The 21,160-nt window shown below is 70.3% G+C and carries 21 protein-coding genes and 1 tRNA gene; 11 read left to right on the top strand and 11 right to left on the bottom strand.

The window, feature by feature from the left end; all coding sequences use genetic code 11:
• Positions 1-84 precede the first annotated feature (84 nt).
• Positions 85-876, bottom strand: a complete 792-nt coding sequence (locus ABT352_RS04620) for a Fic family protein (protein WP_350942489.1) — start codon at positions 874-876, stop codon at positions 85-87.
• Between the two features lie 600 nt (positions 877-1,476).
• Between ABT352_RS04620 and acs the strand changes: the two genes are divergently transcribed.
• The 4 genes from acs (at position 1,477) to ABT352_RS04600 (ending at position 6,074) form a co-directional block, all read left to right on the top strand.
• Positions 1,477-3,462 (top strand): acetate--CoA ligase, encoded by a 1,986-nt coding sequence (gene acs, locus ABT352_RS04615; RefSeq protein WP_350942488.1) that lies wholly within the window; start codon positions 1,477-1,479, stop codon positions 3,460-3,462.
• A gap of 787 nt (positions 3,463-4,249) precedes the next feature.
• The gene (locus ABT352_RS04610; protein ID WP_350942487.1) at positions 4,250-4,717 is read left to right on the top strand and encodes a phage holin family protein; all 468 of its coding nucleotides are present in this window, start codon (positions 4,250-4,252) and stop codon (positions 4,715-4,717) included.
• The gene (locus tag ABT352_RS04605) at positions 4,714-5,637 is read left to right on the top strand and encodes an alpha/beta fold hydrolase (protein WP_350942486.1); all 924 of its coding nucleotides are present in this window, start codon (positions 4,714-4,716) and stop codon (positions 5,635-5,637) included. The genes ABT352_RS04610 and ABT352_RS04605 overlap by 4 nt, the downstream gene beginning before the upstream one ends.
• Entirely contained in the window at positions 5,634-6,074 is a 441-nt protein-coding gene (locus ABT352_RS04600; RefSeq protein ID WP_350942485.1) for a DUF309 domain-containing protein, read from the top strand. Before ABT352_RS04605 ends, ABT352_RS04600 begins: the two co-directional genes overlap by 4 nt.
• 87 nt (positions 6,075-6,161) lie before the next feature.
• On the opposite strand, the gene ABT352_RS04595 is transcribed toward ABT352_RS04600, so the two are convergent.
• Positions 6,162-7,361 carry a MarP family serine protease gene (locus tag ABT352_RS04595; RefSeq protein ID WP_350942484.1) on the bottom strand — a complete coding sequence of 400 codons (1,200 nt, stop codon included), beginning with the start codon at positions 7,359-7,361 and terminating at the stop codon, positions 6,162-6,164.
• Positions 7,362-7,433: 72 nt separating this feature from the next.
• Between ABT352_RS04595 and ABT352_RS04590 the strand changes: the two genes are divergently transcribed.
• Positions 7,434-7,982 (top strand): HEAT repeat domain-containing protein, encoded by a 549-nt coding sequence (locus ABT352_RS04590; protein WP_350942483.1) that lies wholly within the window; start codon positions 7,434-7,436, stop codon positions 7,980-7,982.
• Here ABT352_RS04590 and ABT352_RS04585 read toward each other — a convergent pair.
• Both ABT352_RS04585 and nth read right to left on the bottom strand, forming a co-directional pair.
• Positions 7,932-8,576, bottom strand: a complete 645-nt coding sequence (locus tag ABT352_RS04585) for an NUDIX hydrolase (RefSeq protein ID WP_502992778.1) — start codon at positions 8,574-8,576, stop codon at positions 7,932-7,934. The two genes, ABT352_RS04590 and ABT352_RS04585, sit on opposite strands and share 51 nt — an antisense overlap.
• A gap of 160 nt (positions 8,577-8,736) precedes the next feature.
• Positions 8,737-9,456 carry an endonuclease III gene (nth, locus tag ABT352_RS04580; RefSeq protein WP_350942482.1) on the bottom strand — a complete coding sequence of 240 codons (720 nt, stop codon included), beginning with the start codon at positions 9,454-9,456 and terminating at the stop codon, positions 8,737-8,739.
• Positions 9,457-9,543: 87 nt separating this feature from the next.
• On the opposite strand from nth, the gene ABT352_RS04575 reads away from it, so the two are divergent.
• Positions 9,544-10,224 carry a Crp/Fnr family transcriptional regulator gene (locus tag ABT352_RS04575; RefSeq protein ID WP_350942481.1) on the top strand — a complete coding sequence of 227 codons (681 nt, stop codon included), beginning with the start codon at positions 9,544-9,546 and terminating at the stop codon, positions 10,222-10,224.
• 130 nt (positions 10,225-10,354) lie between these two features.
• On the opposite strand, the gene ABT352_RS04570 is transcribed toward ABT352_RS04575, so the two are convergent.
• From ABT352_RS04570 to sp36, 4 genes are all read right to left on the bottom strand, one after another.
• Complete coding sequence (locus tag ABT352_RS04570; RefSeq protein WP_350942480.1) at positions 10,355-11,152, bottom strand: MBL fold metallo-hydrolase; 798 nt, start codon at positions 11,150-11,152, stop codon at positions 10,355-10,357.
• On the bottom strand, positions 11,149-11,985 hold the full coding sequence (locus ABT352_RS04565) for an NUDIX hydrolase (RefSeq protein WP_350942479.1): 837 nt from the start codon (positions 11,983-11,985) through the stop codon (positions 11,149-11,151). The genes ABT352_RS04570 and ABT352_RS04565 overlap by 4 nt, the downstream gene beginning before the upstream one ends.
• 355 nt (positions 11,986-12,340) lie before the next feature.
• Positions 12,341-12,799 carry a RidA family protein gene (locus ABT352_RS04560; protein WP_350942478.1) on the bottom strand — a complete coding sequence of 153 codons (459 nt, stop codon included), beginning with the start codon at positions 12,797-12,799 and terminating at the stop codon, positions 12,341-12,343.
• Complete coding sequence (sp36, locus tag ABT352_RS04555; protein ID WP_012887236.1) at positions 12,796-12,951, bottom strand: Sp36 family protein; 156 nt, start codon at positions 12,949-12,951, stop codon at positions 12,796-12,798. The genes ABT352_RS04560 and sp36 overlap by 4 nt, the downstream gene beginning before the upstream one ends.
• 413 nt (positions 12,952-13,364) lie before the next feature.
• On the opposite strand from sp36, the gene bagA reads away from it, so the two are divergent.
• Positions 13,365-14,369 carry an ATPase BagA gene (bagA, locus tag ABT352_RS04550; protein ID WP_350942477.1) on the top strand — a complete coding sequence of 335 codons (1,005 nt, stop codon included), beginning with the start codon at positions 13,365-13,367 and terminating at the stop codon, positions 14,367-14,369.
• The gene (gene bagB / locus ABT352_RS04545; protein WP_350942476.1) at positions 14,366-15,493 is read left to right on the top strand and encodes an ATPase BagB; all 1,128 of its coding nucleotides are present in this window, start codon (positions 14,366-14,368) and stop codon (positions 15,491-15,493) included. The genes bagA and bagB overlap by 4 nt, the downstream gene beginning before the upstream one ends.
• Positions 15,494-15,701: 208 nt before the next feature.
• Here bagB and ABT352_RS04540 read toward each other — a convergent pair whose 3' ends face one another.
• Positions 15,702-15,998, bottom strand: coding sequence for a WhiB family transcriptional regulator (locus tag ABT352_RS04540; protein ID WP_012887233.1), 297 nt, complete (start codon positions 15,996-15,998; stop codon positions 15,702-15,704).
• Between the two features lie 266 nt (positions 15,999-16,264).
• Between ABT352_RS04540 and ABT352_RS04535 the strand changes: the two genes are divergently transcribed.
• Positions 16,265-18,550: a transglycosylase domain-containing protein gene (locus ABT352_RS04535; RefSeq protein ID WP_350942475.1), complete on the top strand. Its 2,286-nt coding sequence runs from the start codon at positions 16,265-16,267 to the stop codon at positions 18,548-18,550.
• Positions 18,551-18,777: 227 nt separating this feature from the next.
• Here ABT352_RS04535 and ABT352_RS04530 read toward each other — a convergent pair whose 3' ends face one another.
• Entirely contained in the window at positions 18,778-19,236 is a 459-nt protein-coding gene (locus tag ABT352_RS04530; protein WP_350942474.1) for a GatB/YqeY domain-containing protein, read from the bottom strand.
• An 80-nt stretch (positions 19,237-19,316) separates the two neighbouring features.
• Between ABT352_RS04530 and ABT352_RS04525 the strand changes: the two genes are divergently transcribed.
• Complete coding sequence (locus ABT352_RS04525) at positions 19,317-20,240, top strand: metallophosphoesterase (RefSeq protein ID WP_350942472.1); 924 nt, start codon at positions 19,317-19,319, stop codon at positions 20,238-20,240.
• A gap of 35 nt (positions 20,241-20,275) precedes the next feature.
• Positions 20,276-20,349: transfer RNA gene (locus tag ABT352_RS04520), tRNA-Pro, on the top strand.
• A gap of 300 nt (positions 20,350-20,649) precedes the next feature.
• Here the strand turns inward: ABT352_RS04520 and ABT352_RS04515 are convergent.
• The gene (locus ABT352_RS04515; RefSeq protein WP_350942470.1) at positions 20,650-21,156 is read right to left on the bottom strand and encodes a type II toxin-antitoxin system RatA family toxin; all 507 of its coding nucleotides are present in this window, start codon (positions 21,154-21,156) and stop codon (positions 20,650-20,652) included.
• Between the last annotated feature and the right edge of the window lie 4 nt (positions 21,157-21,160).

Genomic DNA, 21,160 nt, shown 5'->3' with positions numbered 1-21,160 from the left:
CCTCGCGCCGCCCCGCTGCCCCGCCCCCGCCGACCCCACTGCCCTCGCACCGACCCGCTGAGCCCACGGCCGGCCGGTCCGAGGTCAGCCGCGCTGCATGGCCTCGCAGATCGCCGTGGCCTCTCGTACGCCCAGCGTGACCGCCGACGCGCAGTGCCGCACCCACGCGGCGACGCCCTCGGGGGTACCGCTCAGATATGACCGCAACCCCTCCCCGTAGGCGGAGCCGAGTTCGAGGTGGCCCACCTCGACGGCGACCAGCGACTTCGGGTCCAGGCCGAACTCCACGAGCGTCAACCGCTCCGCCGCCCGCGCGACCACACCGTCCGCCGTACCGAACGGGCGCAGCACGGCCAGTTCCGCGTGTACGACGGCGGCGAGCACCAGGGCGGGGGCCTTCGACGAGGCCGTCACCAGCCGGACCAGCCCGTCCACCCGTGCCACCGTCTCCTGCGGACCGGGGGCGGCCCCCAGGCCGAGCGGGTCGGGCGCCTCCGCGACGGCCCTGGGGCGGCCGAGGTCCCCCGTACCCCCGCCGTCTCCGATGAGCCCCGAGGCCGCGAGCGTATGCAGCCTGGCCAGCACCTGGCGGGGCGCCGACCGCCAGGTCGCGCCGAGTCGCCCGAGTTCGGCCGAGACCCGCAGCGCGCCCTGTACCACGGGATCGGTGACCTCGGGGATGGCTTCGAGGGGCACGTCCACGCCCTCCAGGGCCGCTGACGCGCGTGCGCCGCGCAACGCGGATCTGGCCGACACCTCCGGACTCTTACGTCGCAGCACGCGGTGCCCGTAGAGCCGGTCGACGGCCTTGCGCGCGTCGGTGACCGCCTCGGACACTCCGGGCATTCCCGCGATGACAGCCAATGGGTCGCTCACGCTGCCCGACCCTATCGGGGCCGTTCGGCGGGACTTCGGCCAGACCATGCGGCACTTCGGGTCGCGTCTCCGCCCGTCCGAAGGAGCCTCCCCCGCGGGAAACGACCCTTGAGAGGCCGTGAGATGCGTGGGAGACCGCCCGGGAAGACCCTTTCTGAAGACCTCGCCGCTGAGAGGCCACCCACGGAGACCTCCTCGGAAGGCCGCCTTCGCGGGAGAAGGCGGCCTTCGCGAGACCTCCGGGAAGACAGCTCCTCGGGGCACCCCGTCCTCGGGAGCCCTCGCAGGGAGCCCTCTCTCAGGAGGCTCAGGAGGCTTACCGGGGGCGGCTCGGGGAACACGGCGTGCGAACCGTTCACCGAGCGCATGGCACCGTCCGGCGCACCACCTCGCCACCGCACATTGAACAACGCCGTCCACATTCCTACGGTGTCGAAAACGCAGCGTTCCGTGGGTGGAACTCCCTAGAAATGAGGCGTTTGACCGTATATGGCCCCTCATCACCGGTTGGTACAGACCTGTCTAGACCTCTTGTGGCGGACACATGTGGCCTGGTGAAGTGGGACACGACCGTCGATAGCAGTACGTGAGGAGTGCGTAGTGGCCCCGGAGAACCCTGGTTCCAAGTCGCGTGAGACCCAGGAGACGCTGTCGAACCTGCTGCGGGAGACCCGGCGGTTCGCACCTCCCGCCGACCTGGCCGCGGCCGCGAACGTGACCGCCGACGCCTACACGGAGGCCGAACGGGACCGCCTCGCCTTCTGGGAGAAGCAGGCGGACCGCCTGACCTGGTCGAAGCGCTGGGACACCACCCTTGAGTGGAACCCGCCCTTCGCCAAGTGGTTCGTCGGCGGCGAGCTCAACATCGCCTACAACTGCGTCGACCGCCACGTGGAGGCGGGCCGCGGCGACAAGGTCGCCTACCACTGGGAGGGCGAGCCCGAGGGCGACACCCGTACGCTCACCTACTCCGACCTGCTGCGCGAGGTCTCCAAGGCCGCCAACGCACTCACCGAGCTGGGCGTCGGCAAGGGCGACCGGGTCGCGATCTACATGCCGATGATCCCCGAGCTGCCGATCACGATGCTGGCCTGCGCCCGGATCGGAGCGATCCACTCGGTGGTGTTCGGCGGATTCTCCGCGAGCGCGCTCAGCGGACGGATCCTGGACGCGGACGCCAAGCTCGTGGTCACCGCCGACGGCGGCTACCGCCGTGGCGCGCCCAGCGCGCTCAAGCCGACCGTGGACGAGGCCGTCAAGGAGTGCCCCGGCATCGAGCACGTCCTCGTCGTGCGGCGGACCGGCCAGGACGTGGAGCAGACCGACAAGGACGTCTGGTGGCACGACGTCGTGGACCGGCAGTCCGACGTCCACGAGGCACGGCCGAACGACGCCGAGGACCCGCTCTACATCCTCTACACCAGCGGGACGACCGGTAGGCCCAAGGGCATCCTGCACACCACCGGCGGCTACCTCACCCAGGCCGCCTACACCCACAACGCGGTGTTCGACCTCAAGCCCGACACCGACGTCTACTGGTGCACCGCCGACATCGGCTGGGTGACCGGCCACTCCTACATCGTGTACGGCCCCCTCGCCAACGGCGCGACGAGCGTCATCTACGAGGGCACCCCCGACACCCCGCACCGGGGCCGGTTCTGGGAGATCGTGCAGAAGTACGGGGTCACGCTGCTCTACACGGCCCCGACGGCCATCCGTACGTTCATGAAGTGGGGCGACGACATCCCCGCGAAGTACGACCTGTCGTCCCTGCGGATCCTGGGCAGCGTCGGCGAGCCGATCAACCCCGAGGCCTACATCTGGTACCGCGAGCACATCGGCGGCAACCGTACCCCGGTCGTCGACACCTGGTGGCAGACCGAGACCGGCGCCGTCATGATCAGCCCGCTGCCCGGTGTCACCGAGGGCAAGCCCGGCGCGGCCATGCGCCCGCTGCCCGGCATCACCGCCGACGTGGTCGACGACCAGGGCCAGAGCGTGGGCAACGGCGGTGGCGGCTACCTCGCGATCCGCGACCCGTGGCCGTCGATGCTCCGCACCATCTGGGGCGACGACCAGCGCTACATCGACACCTACTGGTCCCGCTTCGAGGGCATGTACTTCGCGGGCGACGGCGCCAAGAGGGACCAGGACGGCGACATCTGGCTGCTCGGCCGGGTGGACGACGTCATGCTCGTCTCCGGGCACAACATCTCCACCACCGAGGTCGAGTCGGCGCTGGTCTCCCACCCGAAGGTCGCCGAGGCGGCCGTGGTCGGCGCGACCGACCCGGTGACCGGGCAGGCCATCGTGTCGTTCGTGATCCTGCGCGGCAACGCCGAGGAGGGCGAGGACATCGCGGCCGAGCTGCGCGCCCACGTGTCCAAGGCCCTCGGCCCGATCGCGAAGCCGCGCCAGATCCTCGTCGTCCCCGAGCTGCCCAAGACCCGCTCCGGAAAGATCATGCGACGCCTCCTGCGTGACGTGGCGGAGAACCGCAGCGTCGGCGACGTCACCACCCTCGCCGACAGCACGGTGATGAACCTCATCTCGGAGAAGCTGCCCAGCGCCAAGAGCGAGGACTGAGCCGACCGGAAAACCCGGGTGGGCCGAAGACGCCGAAGACGCCGAAGACGCCGAAGACACGGCCCACCCGGAGCTTTTGAGCACTCCGAGCCCTCGTGAGAAGCCCTCCCCGGGAGCCTCCGGCGAACTCACGCGGGCTCCCGGTCCCTCGACGTCGCCGTCGCGGACCTTCAGTGCTCTCACGTGGTCTCACGTGGTCTCACGTGGTCTCGCCGGAAGGCTCCCCGTGGTCCCTCGACGTCGCCGGGCCTTCAACAGGCTCCGGTGACGGCGGCGTCTCCCGGCCCTCCCGCCGGTCACCGCGGTGACGGGGTCCCTCTCGCCCGGAAGCCTTTTCTCGTCGGCTCTCATCGGCCCGGCGATGTTCACCGGCCCGCCGCCGGGGTAGCACCCGGCCCGTTGAACATCATCTTCACGGCCGAAGGCCGCCGTAGCCCGCGGGAACCGGGAACTCCTTCCCTCAGGGGGCGGGAGTCGCCCCGGCGGTCGCCGTCCCGGTCAGGGGTCCGACGGTCCCGCAGCGGCTTCACGTGCCGTCCGCCCGGCGGCGGACCCGCGGTGCAGGTTCTCACCACCGAACAGCCGAGACCTCACCAAACGGGTGCAGCCCCACGCCTCCCTTCCGCCTCAGGACTAAAGTCGGAAGTCTTGATGACGCAGGTATTTGATGACACGTACGCGATCACCCCGGCGTGCTCGCGGCGCCGGTTCCGCTGCGGGTGTGCGTGCGCGACCACCTCGACGCGCAGCATGATGTTCGACAAAGGCCCTCGATAGGAGATCGTCCATGACACATATCCCGCCCGCGGAACCACAGGAGGAGTCACTGGGCGCGCTGGTCGCCGCCGCCAGCGACCACATATCCACCCTGGTACGCGCCGAGATCGAGCTCGCCAAGGCCGAGTTCAGGTTCGACGCCAAACGGGTCGGTACGGCGGCCGGGCTCTTCGGCGCCGCGGCGTTCATGGCGCACCTGTGCCTGATCCTCGCCTCCTTCACGATCGCCTACGCCCTGGTCGCCGCAGGTGTGTGGACCTGGCTCGCCTTCCTGATCGTCACCGTGTTCTACCTGATCGTGGCCGCGCTGCTGGTCTTCATCGGCATACGGCGGCTCAAGGGCCTGACCGGGATGAAGCGGACGCTGCGCTCGCTCAAGACCATCAAGAGCGGCGGGCACGACCCCGCTCTCGACACGGCTGTGGCCACGGCCGGCCAGACGGGCGGCCATCGCGACCCGGTGAGACCGAGCCAGTGAGCAGGCCCGACGAGTCCCTGGTCAGGATCGAGGGCCCGTGGACCCACCGTTCCGTCCACGCCGGCGGCACCCGCTTCCACGTCGTGGAGGCCGGTACGGGCCCTCTCGTGCTGCTGCTCCACGGGTTCCCGCAGTTCTGGTGGAGCTGGCGCAACCAGCTCGTCTCGCTCCCCGCGGCCGGCTATCGCGCCGTCGCCGTCGACCTGCGGGGCTACGGAGCCAGCGACAAGCCTCCGCGCGGCTACGACCTGCACACCCTGGCCGCCGACGCGGCAGGGCTGATCCGGGCGCTGGGCGAGACCGGTGCCGTCGTCGTCGGCCACGACTGGGGCGGGCTGCTCGCCTGGACCATGGCCGTGACGGATCCCAAGGCGGTCCTGCGGCTGGTCCCGGTCTCGGCACCGCACCCCCGGCGTCTCCGCACCACGCTGTTCACCGAGCCCTTCGGCCAGTTCAGGGCGGCCCGCTACGCGCTGGGCTTCCAGCTGCCACTGCTTCCCGAGCGGCGTCTGACCGCCGACTCCGGCGCCAGGGTGGGGCGGCTGCTCGATCAGTGGTCGGGGCCCGGCTGGCCTGAGGAGGACGTGGCGAAGACCTATCGCGACGCGTTCCGCATTCGCAACGTCTCGCACTGCGCGCTGGAGTATCACCGCTGGTTCGGCCGCTCCCAGCTCCGCCCCGACGGGTGGCGCTACGCGAAGACCATGCGCACCCAGGTCAACGCGCCGACCCTGCAGTTGCACGGCGCGCTCGACGGGCACATCCTGCCGCGCACCGCCCAGGGCTCCGGCCGCTACGTCGCCGCCTCCTACCGGTGGCGGCTCATCGAGGGTGCCGGGCACTTCCCGCACGAGGAGCGCCCCGAGGAGTTCGACGCCGAACTCGTGGCCTGGCTGTCCGACCCGGAGCCCGACCGATGAGTGGACGCGACCGGGATCCCGACGGCAGGCCGCGCAACCAGCGCCCCCGCGACGCGTTCGGCCGCCCGCTGCCCCACGGCGCCGAGGGCGTGGAGCGCATCCCCGACGACTACGCGCCGAGCGCCGAGGAGGCGATCTCCGAGGCGCGCCGCCTGCTCGGCGAGGGGCGGCCGTTCCACGCCCACGAGGTGCTTGAGGGCCGCTGGAAGAACTCCCCTGAGGAGGAGCGCGAGCTCTGGCAGGGACTGGCGCAGATCTGCGTCGGCCTCACCCACCTGCAGCGGGGCAACCGGCGCGGGGCCGCGACGCTGTTCGTGCGGGGCGCCGACCGGATCAGCCGCTACGGGATGCCGTACGAGCTGATCGCCAGGACCGCCCACGAACTCGACGACCTGGAGGCCGAGGTGGCCATCGCCAGGATCGAGGCCCTTCTCTGACGTTCGCCCCTCCGCGCGGCGGTGAGGGCGAGGCCGTGACGGTCCGCGAAGGGCTCCGGGAGCCGTTCGCGGGTTCTCGTCGACGGGCTAGTTCTGGTCGCACTCCTGGGTGTCGACCTGGTTGAAGAGCTTGGAGCCGTCCTCGGCGTCCGGCGCGACCTCCGCGGCGGTGAGCACGTAGCCGGTCTCCTGCTGGTCGAGGGCCGCGGCGAAGACGACACCGTAGACCTTGCCGTCGGTGGTGAGCAGCGGGCCACCCGAGTTGCCCTGGCGGACCAGGCCGCGGATGGCGTACACGTCGCGGACGACGGACTTGCGCTCGTAGATGTTGAGGCCCTTTGCCTTCTGCTGCACCCGGATGCGGGCCACGTTCATGGTGTAGCCGTGGCCGTGCGGGAATCCGGCGACGATCGCGTCGTCACCCTTCTGCGCGGTGCCGTCGAAGCGCAGGATCGGCATGTTGAGCCCGGGGACGTGGAGGATGGCGATGTCCCGGTCGGGGTTGTAGAGCACGACCTTGGCCGGGTGGGTCTTGTTGAGGTAGTCGGTGACCTGCAGGCCCTGGTTGACCCCGGCGACCACGTGCGCGTTCGTCATGATCTTGTTCTGGGCGTAGACGAACCCGGTGCCCTCGATGTGCTTGCGGCAGCTCGTGGCGACGCCCTGCACCTTCACGATGCCCCGGCGTGCCCGGGTGAGCTGCTTGTTGCCCTTCGCCACGCTCTGGTCGGGCGGCGAGACGTCGACGAGCTGGCCGCCCCCGATGGCGTCGAACACCTTGGGGAAGCCGGAGGTGTTGATGAAGTTCTTGAACGGCACCTGCAGGTCCTTGGCCGCGCTGGGCAGCGTCTGGTCGACCGTGCTCAGCAGCAGGGACCTGTTGACCTGCTCGCTGATCAGCGTGAACTGCGACGACGCCACCAGCGAGCCGATCAGCCACGCGATGATCAGCACGGAGAAGGCGCTGGCGAAGGTGCCGCCGACCGCGTCGACGACCTTGGCGGGCTCCCAGGTGACATGGCTGCGGACCACCGCGCCGATCGTGGACGAGGCGAACTGCCCGACCGTGGCGGTGAGGAAGACGATGACGATCGCGAGCAGGGCACGCTCGGTCTCGCCGTCGACCACCGCCCCGGCGAGGGGTGGGGCGATGAACATGCCCAGCAGGCCGCCACCGACAAAACCGACAAAGCTCAGGGCCCCGATGATGAACCCCTGGCGGTATCCCGACACCGCGAAGGCCACCATCAGGGCGATCAGGATGAGATCGAGGAGATCACCGCTCACTCCCTTACGGTATCCAGCCACCGCCCCGCGCGTGCACCCCTTCCGTGAGCTCTCTGCGGTTATCGTGGCCAGATGGCGATGATCGGAGGGGCGGCGGTGGAGTCTCTCATCGAGACCGCGCTGCGAGAACGCGATCAGGAGGGTGCGGCACGCTGGCGCGCGATCACCCAGCTGCAGGAACGCGGCGATCTGGAGACCTTCACCGCGGCACGGAGGTTGTGCTCGGGGAAGACCGCCGCCGAGCGGATGCTCGGGGTCGACATCCTGGGACGGCTCGGCTTCGTCGACCGGACGCTGCCGGTGCTGCGGGCCATGTCCGTCCGGGAGGACGACTGCCTGGTGCTCTACTCGGTGCTGATCGCCTTCGGCCATCTCAGGGACCGCCGCGCGCTGCCGTCGGTGATCGCCCTCGCCGAGCACGACGATCCCCGGATAAGGTACGGGGCCGCGTACGCGCTGCCGAACATCATGGGCAGCCCGCCGGACCCGACGGGTCTGGCCGCGCTGCGGCGGCTCACCCTCGATCCCGACGAGGACGTGGCCGACTGGGCCCGCCTCGGCCTCGCCCTGTCAACGGGACGCGAGGTTGAGGACGTCGGGCGGGATGTCCTCGACCCGTGACCGGTCCCAGGGAAGCTCGAAGCCGGAACCACCGAGCACCCCGTCGAGCACTCCCGCGGTGAAGCCCCACACCAGCAGCCCGCGCACCCGGAACGCCGGCCCCTGGTGACCGCTCGGGTGGCGCAGGACGATCCGGTTGGCCGGGTCGACGAGCTCGCGGATCGGGACCCGCTCCACCGACTCCACCTCGTCGGGCGAGGCCGCGTGCACCGCGCAGGGGGTGTGCCACCAGCCCAGCACCGGGGTCACCCGGTTGTCGCTGTGGCTCAGATACAGCTCGGGCATGGTCCCCAGCACCCGGACGCCCGCCGGATCGAGACCGGTCTCCTCGCCCGCCTCGCGCAGCGCGGCACCGATCGGGCCGTCGTCCTCGGGATCCACCCCGCCCCCGGGGAACGCGGGCTGTCCCGCGTGCGTACGCCCGCGCGAGCTGCGCTGGATGAGCAGCACGTCCGGGCCGAGCGGCCCTTCGCCGAAGAGCAGGAGGACCGCCGCCCGCCGCCCCCCGGACACCGGAGGGCGGAGCAGCGGTGCGGGCGGCATCCCCGTGACCCGCTCCGTCAGCGTTTCCAACCACCCTGGGACCTCTTCCACGGGCACACCTCCGGTTCTCTGCAACACGATGCCCCGCCCCGCGCTTCCCGGCCTTCGCGGATCCACCGACACCGGGAGACACCCAGGAGGCGCCGGAGGACACGGGGAGACACCGGGAGACGCAGGCCGGGCGGTCATCCGGCGACGGGCAGGGGGGAGATCACGAGAAAGGCCCTGGACGCACCAGCTTGGCGGCCTGGGCCGCGTCGACGGGGCCCAGGCCGTACGACGGGCAGAGCGCGGCGAGCGGGCAGACCCCGCAGGCCGGTTTGCGCGCGTGGCAGATCCGGCGGCCGTGCCAGATCAGGCGGTGGGACATCATCGTCCAGTCGCGCTTCGGGATGAACCCGGCGACGACCTGCTCGATCTTCACCGGGTCGGTCTCCGAGGTCCAGCGGAAGCGGTGGACGAGCCGCTGGAAGTGGGTGTCGACGGTGATCCCGGGCACCCCGAAGGCGTTTCCGAGCACGACGTTGGCGGTCTTGCGCCCGACTCCGGGCAGGGCCACCAGGTCCTTGAGGCGGCCGGGGACCTCGCCGCCGTGGCGCTCGCACAGGGCCTGGGCCATGCCGATGATGCTGGTGGTCTTGGCGCGGAAGAAGCCGGTCGGCCGGATGATCCCCTCAAGCTCGGCCCGGTCGGCACCTGCGTAGTCCTCCGCCGTAGGATATTTTGCGAAAAGGGTAGGAGTGACTGTATTGACCCTTTTGTCCGTGCACTGGGCGGACAAGATCGTCGCGACCAGTAATTCGAGAGGATCACGGAAGTCGAGTTCGCAGTGGGCGTCAGGATAGGTTTCCACCAGAATCCGATCCATTCGACGAGCTCGACGGACCAGGGCAAGCTGGGATTCACCACCGGGGCTGACGTTGCGAAGCACTCCGACAGCCTACGCTCAAGGCCCTCTGGAGAGTGGCGCGGCGGGATGGGTCACAATGACTGCGTGAGCCGTGAAACAGGAGGCACTGTGAACTCCGACGACGTGCTGGGCAAGGCCCCTCTGTTCGCCGCGCTCGACCGTGAGAGCGCCGCCGCGCTGCGCACGAGCATCTCGGAGGTGGAGCTGCCCAAGGGACAGACCCTCTTCAGCGAGAACGAGACCGGAGACCGCCTCTACGTGGTGCTCGAAGGCAAGATCAAACTCTCCCGCACCTCGCCGGACGGCCGGGAGAACCTGCTCAGCGTGCTCGGCCCGGGCGAGATGTTCGGCGAGCTGTCCCTGTTCGACCCCCGTCCCCGTACGGCGTCGGCCACCGCGCTGACCGACGTCCGCCTGGCCGGGCTCGGACACGACGACCTGCGGCCCTGGCTGACCGGCCGCCCCGAGGTCGCCCTCCACCTGCTGCGCGCCCTCGCCCAGCGCCTGCGCCGTACGAACGACGTGCTGGCCGACCTGGTCTTCACCGACGTGCCGGGCCGGGTGGCCAAGGCCCTGCTCGACCTGGCCGACCGCTTCGGCCAGCGGATCGACGACGGCGTACGGGTCCACCACGACCTCACCCAGGAGGAGCTCGCCCAGCTGGTCGGCGCCTCGCGGGAGACCGTGAACAAGGCGCTGGCCGACTTCGCCCAGCGAGGCTGGCTGCGCATCGAGGCCAAGGCCGTGGTCATCATGGACCTGGAGCGGCTGCACAACCGCTCGCGCTGACCCGGCGGAGACAGGAAGTGCGCGCGGAGGGTGGTTCGCCGGAAAAAGGACCGTTCCGAACGGGATCCCCCAACGGAGCGGACCGCCCTCAGAGGCCGGCCCGACCGTCTCCGACCGTCGAGGACCGTCTCTAGTCGTCGAGGTAGGCGAGCTGCGCGCGGACCGACATCTCGGCGTAGGGCCGGAGCGCCCTGTCCACGTCCGCGTAGACCATCTCGACGATCTCCGAGGGCGTCGTCGCGCCCCGCCGCCGCGCCTCCCGGATCTGGTCCAGTCTCCGCCGCCGGTGCGCGATGTAGCCGTCGAGGGCGCCGATCGGGTCGGGCAGCACCGGACCGTGGCCGGGCAGCAGCGCCTCGGCCCCGACCCCCTCGGCCTTCGCCCGCAGCAGGTCGAGGGAGCGCAGGTAGTCGGCCAGGTCGCCGTCCGAGGCGATCACGGTGGTACCCCGGCCGAGCACCGTGTCGCCGGTGAGGATCGCCCGGTCCTGCGGCAGCCAGAAGCAGAGCGAGTCGAACGAGTGGCCGGGTGTGCCCACGACGTGAACCTCCAGGTCCCCGGCCGTGAGCACGTCTCCGTCGCCGAGCCCCTCCTCGCCCAGCCGGTGCGCGGGGTCCAGCGCCCTGACGGGCGCGCCGACCAGTCCGGCGAACGTCGCGGCGCCGCCGCTGTGGTCGTGGTGGCCGTGGGTGAGCAGGATCGCGGCGACCCGGCGGCCCGCCAGGTGCCCGGCGACCCGCGAAAGGTGCTCGTGGTCGTCCGGTCCCGGGTCGACGACGAACACCTCCTCCGCGCCCGTGGGAAGGCCGATCACCCAGGTGTTCGTACCGTCCAGGGTCATCTCGGAGGGGTTGGGGGCGAGGAGGTTGAACGCGTGGTCCGTGCCGGCGCCGTCGGGCCCCTCCAGGGGGATCCGCAACCCGCTCATCGCGCACCGAACCGGTAGTCGTCGTCGAGCACGATGCGCATCTCCCCGTCCACCTCGGCGATCTCCGGCATGAACGTCACGATCTCACGCTCGGCCGCGAGCACCTCGGGCACCCTCTCGTAGGCGCTCAACTCGGTGAGCGTGCGGTGCGTCGGGGGCATCAGGAAGATCTGGCCGGTCTCGCCCTGGCCGAGCGCGTCGGCGGGCCGCACCCAGGCGACCTGGTCGGCCTCGCCGCCGACGTCGCGGGTGAGCTGGCCCGGCGGTAGCGCCGCGACGAAGAACCGGGTGTCGAAGCGCCTGGCCTCGACCTCGGGGGTGATCCAGTGCGTCCAGGGACGGAGCAGGTCGGCGCGGAGGACCAGGCCGCGCCTGTCGAGGAAGTCGGCGAAGGAGAGGGTCTTGCCGATCAGGGCGAGCCGGTCGGCCTCCCAGTCGTCGCCGGTGGTGTCGGACACGACGGACTCCGCGGACGGTCCGGCGAGCAGCACCCCCGACTCCTCGAACGTCTCCCGTACGGCGGCGCACACCAGGCCCCTCGCGGTCCGCTCGTCCGCGCGGAAGATCTCGCCCCAGGCGGCGGGCGGGGGACCGGCCCAGGCGATCACCTGGTCGGTGTCGCGCGGGTCGACCGACCCGCCGGGGAACACGTAGGCCCCGGCGGCGAAGGCCATGCTCGCCCTGCGCCGCAACAGGTAGACCTCCAGCCCGCCGGCGTCCTCGCGGAGGACGACCACGGTGGCGGCGTCCCTGGCCGGGACGGGGGCCACCCGCCCGGCCAGAATGTCGCGTGCACGTTCGCCCAGCTCACCGGGGAGCGGGATACCGCCCATTTGACACCCTCCACCAGAACATCACTCGGTTTCAGGTCCATCATGTGGCACGGCCGCCGCCCCGGACAACCACCGCACCATTCGGACAATCGTTGTTCCATCCGGCTAAACCCAGATAAAAACAGCCTCGCTACGACAGATGCAGCCTCATCCGGATAAAAACCGGCATGCGGCGGGCTGTCACCGGCCCGCGGAGCCGCCCCGCCCGGCGGGCGCACCCACACGGCTCCGGCGGGCCCTCACCGCGCCCGTACGGCCCCGCCGAGCCTCATCCATCTGAGAGACCTCAGCCGCCGCCGGCGAAGCCCACCGGGCCGTCAGGGGCCCTTCTCGACTCCGGACCCCCTGACGACCTTCAGCGAACCTCGGCGATCACCTCGACCTCGACCGGCGCGTCCAGCGGGAGGACGGCGACGCCGACCGCGCTACGGGCATGCCTGCCCGCGTCGCCGAGCACCGCGGCGAACAGGTCGCTCGCGCCGTTGACGACCTGCGGCTGCCCGGTGAAGTCAGGGGCGCTGGCCACGAAGCCGACCACCTTGACGATCCGCACGATGTTCGACAATCCCCCGGCCGCCGACGCGACCGCGGCGAGGGCGTTGAGCGCGCACACCCTCGCGAGCGCGTAGGCGTCCTCGACGTCCACCTCGGCGCCGACCTTCCCGGTCGCCATCAGCTTGCCGTCCACGATCGGGAGCTGCCCCGAGGTGTGGACGTGGCCGCCGGAACGTACCGCCGGGACGTACGCCGCCAGCGGCGGCACCACCTCCGGCAGGATCAGGCCGAGTTCGGCCAGTCTCTCCTCGCCTGTCACTGCTTGGGCCGCTTCAGGTAGGCGACCAGCTGCTCGGGGTTGGGGCCGGGCACGACCTGGACGAGCTCCCAGCCGTCCTGCCCCCAGTTGTCGAGAATCTGCTTCGTCGCGTGGACCAGCAGCGGCACCGTCGAGTACTCCCATTTCGTCATGCGGGACACATTAGCGAGACCGCTCGCGGCGAACGGCCCACCGCGCCCTCTCGGGCGTCTCGCCTCCCTCACCCGTCCCCGGGCGGGCCCGGACCGACGATCAGGACGGTCCACCCCGGGAGGCTGTGAGAATCTGCATATTTACTTTCCGCATCCGATCGATTAGCGAGACGGCGGCGTACGGTTCACCGGGCCGCGCGCCGGGTCCGGCTCCGACGCCCGCGGCCCGCTTCACCCCGGCGACCAGCGGAAAACGGTCGCACGCCCGCTCGGCCGCGGCACTCCCGAGCGGGTGGCCGTCCGTGCCGGTCCGCCCTCCTCGGGTGGGGAACGGTGCGGGTGCCCGCGCTCGGGGAGCCTCCGGAGGAAGGCGCCGAGGAGTTGTCAAGTACCGGTTGGGTAGCCTTCGAAGAGTGAGAGCTCGCGACACCGATTGGGACGGCGTACGCCTTCACGTCGTCACAGGCAAGGGCGGGACCGGCAAGACCACGGTCGCCGCCGCACTCGCGCTCGCCCTCGCGGCGGGTGGTGGAAAGGTCCTGCTGGTCGAGGTCGAGGGCCGCCAGGGGATCTCCCGGGTCTTCGACCTGCCACCGCTGCCGTACGAGGAGCGCAAGATCGCCGTCGCGCCCGACGGCGGGGACGTCTACGCGCTGGCCGTCGACGCCGAGGAGGCCATGCTCGAATATCTCGAGCTGTTCTACGGCATGCGCAGGGCGGGCAGGGCGCTCAGCAAGATCGGCATCGTCGACTTCGCCACCACCATCGCCCCCGGCTTCCGCGACGTCCTGGTCACCGGCAAGACGAGCGAGGCCGTCCGGCGCAAGGGCAAGAACGGCAGGAGGGTCTACGACGCGGTCGTGCTGGACGCGCCGCCGACGGGCAGGATCGCACGCTTCCTCAACGTCACCAACGAGGTCGCGGGGCTGGCGAGGGTCGGCCCGATCAAGAACCACGCCGACCTGGTGAACGGCGTCGTGTCCTCCCCGGAGACCGCCGTGCACTTCGTCACGCTCCTGGAGGAGATGCCGGTCCAGGAGACCCTGGACGGCCTGCGCGAGCTTCGCGCCGCCGGGCTTCCGCCCGGTGGGATCTTCGTCAACATGATCCGCGAGTCGCTGCTCCCCGCCCCGGTCCTGGAGGCCGCCGCCGAGGGCAGGTTCGACCCGGGCGAGCTGGCACTCGGCCTCAAGGCCGCGGGGCTCACCGACGGCGGCTCCGCCGCGGTCACGGTGGCCGAGGCCCTGAGCGAGGAGATCGCCGAGCACGCCCACCGCACCGAGCTGGAGCGGCAGGAGAGACTGGCGCTGGACGAGGCCGCCCGCCCTCGCTACGACCTGCCGCTGCTGGCCGACGGGGTGGATCTGGCCGGGCTGTACGAGCTGGCGGAAGCGATCCGCAACCAGGGAGCAGCGTGAAGACCCCCCCGTTCCTCGACCTCGACGCGATCATCGACGACCCGAACACCCGCATCGTCGTCTGCTGCGGTTCCGGCGGTGTCGGGAAGACCACCACCGCCGCGGCGCTGGGACTGCGCGCGGCCGAGCGGGGTCGTTCCGCCGTGGTGCTCACGGTCGACCCCGCGCGGCGGCTCGCGCAGTCGATGGGGCTCACCGAGCTCGACAACACCCCCAGGCCCGTCACGGACGTCGAGGGGGAGGGCCGTCTGCACGCCATGATGCTCGACATGAAGCGGACCTTCGACGAGATCATCGAGGCGCACGCCGACCCCGAGCGAGCCCGTCAGATCCTGACGAACCCCTTCTACCAGTCCCTGTCGTCCAGCTTCTCCGGCACGCAGGAGTACATGGCGATGGAGAAGCTGGGCCAGCTCAGGCGGTCGGACGACTGGGATCTGATCGTCGTCGACACCCCGCCGTCCCGCTCCGCCCTCGACTTCCTCGACGCCCCCGAGCGGCTCGGCCGCTTCCTCGACGGCAAGCTCATCCGGTTGCTCATGCTTCCCGCCAAGGCCGGGGGACGCAGCGCGTTCAAGCTGTTCAACGCCGGTTTCGGCATCGTCGCCGGGGCGTTGACCAAGTTGCTGGGCGCGCAGGTGCTCAAGGACCTGCAGACGTTCGTGTCCGCGCTGGACGCCGTCTTCGGCGGTTTCAGGGCTCGGGCGGAGCAGACCTACCGGCTTCTGCAGGCCCCGGGGACGGCGTTCGTCGTCGTCGCCTCGCCCGAGCGCGACGCGATGCGCGAGGCGTCCTACTTCGTGGAGAGGCTCGCCGAGGAGCGCATGCCCCTCGCGGGTCTCGTGGTCAACCGGGTGCACCGCTCACCCGCCTCCATGCTGTCCGGGGCGCGGAGCACCGCCGCCGCCGAGGACCTGGAGTCGCGCGGCGAGCACGAGCTCACCTCGGCCGTGCTGCGGTTGCACGCCGGACGAATGCAGTTGGCCGCCCGCGAGCAGCGCGAGGAGGAGCACTTCGTCTCCGCCCATCCCACGGTGCCCGTCGCGCGGGTCCCCGCGATGGCGCAGGACGTGCACGACCTGGAAGGACTGCGCGAGGTGGGTCGGCTTCTGGCCGCCCGCTAGGGGACGCCCGGACGCCGACCGATCGGCCGGTGCGGCCCGGCGCCTCCCGGCCGCCCGCCAGGAGGCGCCTCCCTCCGGCCTCCGCGGTCTCCGGGAGGAGGAAACGAGTCAGGGAGCGCGCCCGGCGGCACACTCCCTGACCTTCATACAATCGTTATACGCATGTACGGCCGACGCCCGGCGCCGGCCGTACGGGATCGGCGCGAACTCAGCCGGCGATCAGCTCGTTAGTCCGCTCGTACTCCTCTTTGGCCAACTCCAGCAGGTCCCGCCAGGAGTCGACATCCGGTCGCCGACGCAACAGCGCTCGGCGTTCGCGCTCGGTCATCCCGCCCCACACCCCGAACTCGATGCGATTGTCCAACGCATCGGCGAGGCACTCGGTCCGGACCGGGCATCCTCGGCAGATCAGCTTCGCTCGGTTCTGGGCAGCGCCCTGAACGAACAATGCGTCAGGATCCGCACCCTTACAGGCCGCACGGGAGGTCCAATCCGTGATCCACATTCGACCCCACTCCCCTTTAGGTGGTCAGTCGTGACTTGGGCCGACGGGCGCGGGCGTCAGGCCTCGGTATTCAATTGCTGCAGAAAGAGAACGTACGCAACCAGACGTTCGGGCCGACAGACCCCGGCGGGACCAAATTCTCACATGGTCATCCACGGCCATCTGGCCGGGAATGACTAGTCACCTGCCCGAGATACAGGACAAAGCCAAACTAAGATGGCGTTCCGTTACCGTATGGGTCATCTGCCCGACGTACTCTGGGACTCGTGCAAGCTCAAGGCAAAGACCAGCGGTCTGTGATCGGCGCGATCGGTAACGTGGTGAAGCTGCTCGGCGCGGCGACCGTCACGGGTGTGCTGGTCGCCGCCGTGGCGCTTCCGACGGTGGGTGGCGCGGGGCTGACGGTGAACGCGGCGGCGGACGAGCTACGCCTTCTCCCCGAAGAGCTCCAGGAGCCCCCACTCGCGGAGAAGACCACCCTGCTCGACGCCAACGGCAAGCAGTTCGCCCAGTTCTACTTCGAGAACCGCGAGTCGGTGAAGCTGGACGCGGTCGCCGACGTCATGAAGACGGCGATCGTGGCGATCGAGGACTTCCGGTTCTACGAGCACGGGGCGATCGACCTGGAGGGCACCTTCCGCGCGGCCGTGAAGAACGTCTCCGGCGGCGGGGTCGTCCAGGGCGGCTCCTCCATCACGCAGCAGTACGTCAAGCTCGTGCTGGTCAACGCCGCGGAGAGCAAGGAGGAGCAGGAGGCCGCTATCGCTCCCACGCTCTCCAGGAAGCTCAACGAGCTGCGCTACGCGCTGGCCATCGAGGAGAAGTACACCAAGTCGGAGATCCTTGAGCGCTACCTGAACATCTCCTACTACGGCGCGGGCGCCTACGGCATCCAGGCCGCGTCCAAGCGCTTCTTCAACAAGCCCGCCTCGAAGCTCACCCTGTGGGAGGCGGCCACCCTCGCCGGAGCCGTGCAGAACCCGAGCGTGACCGATCCCAACGCGGGCAAGGCCTCCCGCGACCGGCTGCTGGTTCGGCGCAACACCGTGCTGAACCGGATGGCCGAGCTCGGCAAGATCACGCCGCAGGAGGCGGAGGAGGCCAAGAAGAAGAAGCTCGGCTACAAGAACGTCGAGGCTCCCGGCGGCTGCGAGGAGAGCCCCTACCCGTACTTCTGCCTCTACGTGCGGCATGAGATCGCCACGAACGAGGACTTCGGCAAGACCCGCAAGCAGCGCGAGAGGCTGCTGCAGCGGGGCGGCCTCGTCATCAAGACGACGCTCGACCCGAAGGCGCAGAAGGCCGCGGAGAAGGCGATCAAGCAGTACGTCAAGACCAGCGACAAGCCGGTCGCCTCGCAGGCGATGATCGTCCCCGGCACCGGCGCCGTGAAGGCGATGGCCGCCAGCCGCAAGTTCGGCAGGAACAAGAAGAAGAACGAGATCAGCTACAACCTCGTCGGCGACAGGACGCACGGCGGCGGAGCAGGCTTCCAGGCGGGCTCCACGTTCAAGCCCTTCACCCTGCTGACCGCCCTGGACCAGGGCATGAAGCTGAACGACGGCTTCGGCACCGGTTCCGGCTACAAGGCCCCCAGCAGGAGCGCGTTCCGCGACTGCAAGGGCAACGTGGTCGGCGACACGAACCACGAGGTCAAGAACTCCAGCGAGGGCGGCGGCGGCTTCAAGACCCTGACGACCGGCACCCTGGGCTCGGTGAACACCTTCTTCATGCGCCTGTCGCAGGAGGTCGGCCTCTGCGACACGGTCAAGATGGCCAAGAGCCTGGGCATCAAGCGTGCCGACGGCGAGCCGCTGAAGGAGTTCGAGACCTTCACCCTCGGCATCAACGAGATGGACCCGGTGACGGTCTCCGCCGCCTACGCGACGATCGCCGCCCGCGGCACCTACTGCACCCCGATGGTGATCACCGAGAGCACCGACCGCGACGGCAAGAAGACCTCCTACAAGCCCAAGTGCAAGCAGGTCCTCGACGAGGAGGTCGCCGACGCGGCCACCCACATCATGTCCGGGGTCTTCACCAAGGGCACGATGACCGAGGTCGGCGGCATCGGCCGGCCGGCGGCGGGCAAGACCGGCACCACCGACGCCTACACCGCCGCCTGGTTCGCCGGGTTCACCCCCGATCTCGCCTCCGCGGTCAGCCTCGGCGACCCGCGCGGCGCCTTCAAGCACGACCTGACCGGCGTGACCATCGGCGGGCGCTACTACAGCTACGTGTACGGCGCCTCGATCTCCGGGCGGATCTGGAAGAACTCCATGCTCGGCGCGCTCAAGGGGGTCGAGGCGACTCCCTTCACCCCGGTGAACATGTCGCGCTTCGGCGGCTGTTCCGCCGGCCGGTGCGAGCCCAAGCCTCCGCCGAAGCGCGACGGTGACGGCCCCGGAGACGGCCCCGGAGACCGCCGGGGTGACAACCGGGGCGACAACGGCAACGGCCCGTTCAGGCCGGGCGGCGACGGCCGGGAGGTCAACGGAGGTGACCCGTTCGGTCCGTTCGGCGGCGCCCCGGTCGCCCCGGTCGTCCCGTAGTAACGCCCTCGAAGCCCCGCCGTCCCGTTAGGCGGCCTCAAAACCGTCGGAGCCCTGCTCGCCGGATCTCCGAGAGGTCCGGCGAGCAGGGCTCTCGCCGCGTGGGCCCCGCACCGGGGCCCGCACCCCTCGTTCGGGGCGAACCGGTTGTCGCCGGTGCGGCCCCGCACCCGGATCAGCCGGGCAGCCGCGGTGGCAGGGCCGCTCAGCTCCGCCGGATCGTCAGGTCAGGACGCCGCCAGGCGGGCCCGTACGGCCTGCGCGACGCGACCGCCCTCGGCGCGTCCGGCGACCTTCGGGTTCACGATCTTCATGACCTGCCCCATGGCCTGCGGCCCGGTGGCGCCGCTCTCGGCGACGGCCTCGTCCACGAGCCCGGCGAGCTCCTCGTCGGACAACTGCGCGGGCAGGTACGCCTCAAGCACGGCCTGCTCGTCGACCTCGGCCTGGGCCTGCTCCACCCGGCCGGCACCGCTGAACGCCTCGGCCGCCTCGCGGCGCTTCTTCGCCTCCTTGGCCAGCACCTTGACGATCTCGTCGTCACTGAGCTCGCGTGCCGTCTTGCCCGAGACCTCCTCGACGTTCACGGCCGCGAGGGCCATGCGAATCGTGCGGGTGCGGATCTCGTCCCTGCTCTTCATGGAGGCCGTGAGATCGGCCTTCAGCTTGTCCTTCAATGCGCTCATGATGTCCATCTTGCCGCCTCACCAGCCCCGCCGTATCCCGAGTTTCCGTTCGAGGGCTCGATCTCGGGCATGATGAGAAGGTGAGGAAAGCAGCCGCGGTGCCCCTGTCCCTGTTCGGCGTCGGCCTGGCCGGCCTCGCGTACGCCTCGGTCGTCGAGCGCAACGCGTTCCGGCTGCGCCGCTTCGACGTGCCCGTTCTGGAGCCGGGACAGCGGCCGGTGCGCATCCTCCACCTGTCCGACCTGCACCTCACCCCCGGCAGGCGGAGGCTGATCGAGTGGGTGCGCTCGCTCGGCGCCCTCAACCCCGACCTGGTGGTCAACACCGGCGACTCCATCGCGCACCCCGACGCGGTCGCGCCTCTCATGCACGCCCTGGAGCCCCTGCTGTCACGCCCGGGCCTGTTCGTCTACGGCTCCAACGACATGTACGAGCCGCGGCCGAAGAACCCGGCGCGCTACCTCTGGCGCACCTCCAAGGCCGACTACGGGCAGAAGATCCCCAACCTCCCCTGGGAGGAGCTGGGCGCCGCGATGGCCGCCGAGGGCTGGCTGGACGTGAACAACACCACCGCCCGCCTCAAGGTCGGCGATCTCGACGTGGCGGTGGGCGGCATCCACGACTCCCACATCAACCTCGACCGCTACGACCTGATCGCCGGCCCCGCCCCGGCGGCGGCCGACCTGCGCCTGGGCGTGATGCACTCGCCGGAGCCCCGCAACATGACCCGTTTCGCCGCCGACGGCTACCAGCTGCTGCTCGCCGGGCACACCCACGGCGGTCAGCTCTGCGTCCCCTTCTACGGCGCGCTGGTCACCAACTGCGGCATCGACCGGGCCCGGGTCAAGGGCATGAGCCGCCACGACTCCGCCTACCTGCACGTCTCCGCCGGTCTCGGCACCAGCCCCTACGCCCCGGCGCGTTTCTCCTGCTATCCCGAGGCGAGCCTCCTCACTCTGGTGCCCCGTCGCCGTGGCGACGCAAGCACCCACGAAGTCCGCTAGACTTTCCCAAGCACGAGCAAGTCCGGACGTGCGACCGGGGTGTGGCGCAGCTTGGTAGCGCGCTTCGTTCGGGACGAAGAGGCCGCAGGTTCAAATCCTGTCACCCCGACGTTGAATGTCCCGAAGCGAGAGCCTGGTCACCAGAAATGGTGACCAGGCTTTTTGCTTGTGAACCCCGGTCGGGTCGCGAAAGCGAGTGACCATCTGGCGAAATTTCCCCCATTCGCCTATTTCGTCAAGCAATGACCGCTTTGTCGATCAGTTCCCGCTGATCTCCGGGCCCGACGGGTGCCCCCGCCTTCGTCGCCCCACCGATGACGGTGCTTCGGAACACCGGCGTGGCGACGAACGCGAAGGCCCGTCCCCGGGCCGAAGCGTTCGGAGCTCCGGGGATCCGGGACTCCGGAGGTCACCGAACCGCGTCGTCCGTGATCCCTTCCGGTACGAAGCCCTCCGGCAGGTCCCGCAGGTGGTGACCGCCGGCCGTGACACGCACCGGGCCTCCGACGGCGAACATGATCTGGTGGGCACTGCGGATCAGCACCCGCCCGACGGCCGAGTCGATCGCCCCCGCGAAGTGGGGAACGCTCGTGCTGTAGTTCACGTCGAACACGACCTCGCAGCCCTCGGGCAGGTCCGTGCTCGTCCACACCCCCCTGAGGTGCTGGAAATCCCCGCTGACCTGCTCGAACTCGATGCGGTACGGCTGCGAGCCGTCTCCGGACCCCTGACTGCGCTGCACCCACCGCGCCGTACCTCCGCGGAAGGCCAGCACCCACTGGCGGAGCCCGTCGCCGGTGTCGGAGACGGAGACGATGTCACGGGCGTACGCGGGGAATGTCGCCTCGTCGCCGAGCCGTTCGATCACCTCGGCCGCCGTCGCCGGCACCGTGGCCTTCAGAATGCGAGATGTCATGACG

Origin of the sequence: Streptosporangium sp. NPDC000563, assembly GCF_040299985.1 — a bacterium.
Taxonomy (GTDB): Bacteria; Actinomycetota; Actinomycetes; order Streptosporangiales; family Streptosporangiaceae; genus Streptosporangium.
Note: the sequence above shows the minus strand (reverse complement) of the source record. Positions and strands in the feature narration are given on the sequence as shown.

Coding starts and splice junctions, on each gene's coding strand:
- ABT352_RS04610 (WP_350942487.1), top strand. CDS start 4,250: ATGACACATATCCCGCCCGCGGAACCACAGGAGGAGTCACTGGGCGCG.
- ABT352_RS04600 (WP_350942485.1), top strand. CDS start 5,634: ATGAGTGGACGCGACCGGGATCCCGACGGCAGGCCGCGCAACCAGCGC.
- ABT352_RS04590 (WP_350942483.1), top strand. CDS start 7,434: ATGGCGATGATCGGAGGGGCGGCGGTGGAGTCTCTCATCGAGACCGCG.
- ABT352_RS04570 (WP_350942480.1), bottom strand. CDS start 11,152: ATGAGCGGGTTGCGGATCCCCCTGGAGGGGCCCGACGGCGCCGGCACG.
- ABT352_RS04565 (WP_350942479.1), bottom strand. CDS start 11,985: ATGGGCGGTATCCCGCTCCCCGGTGAGCTGGGCGAACGTGCACGCGAC.
- sp36 (WP_012887236.1), bottom strand. CDS start 12,951: ATGACGAAATGGGAGTACTCGACGGTGCCGCTGCTGGTCCACGCGACG.
- ABT352_RS04540 (WP_012887233.1), bottom strand. CDS start 15,998: ATGTGGATCACGGATTGGACCTCCCGTGCGGCCTGTAAGGGTGCGGAT.
- ABT352_RS04530 (WP_350942474.1), bottom strand. CDS start 19,236: ATGAGCGCATTGAAGGACAAGCTGAAGGCCGATCTCACGGCCTCCATG.
- ABT352_RS04515 (WP_350942470.1), bottom strand. CDS start 21,156: ATGACATCTCGCATTCTGAAGGCCACGGTGCCGGCGACGGCGGCCGAG.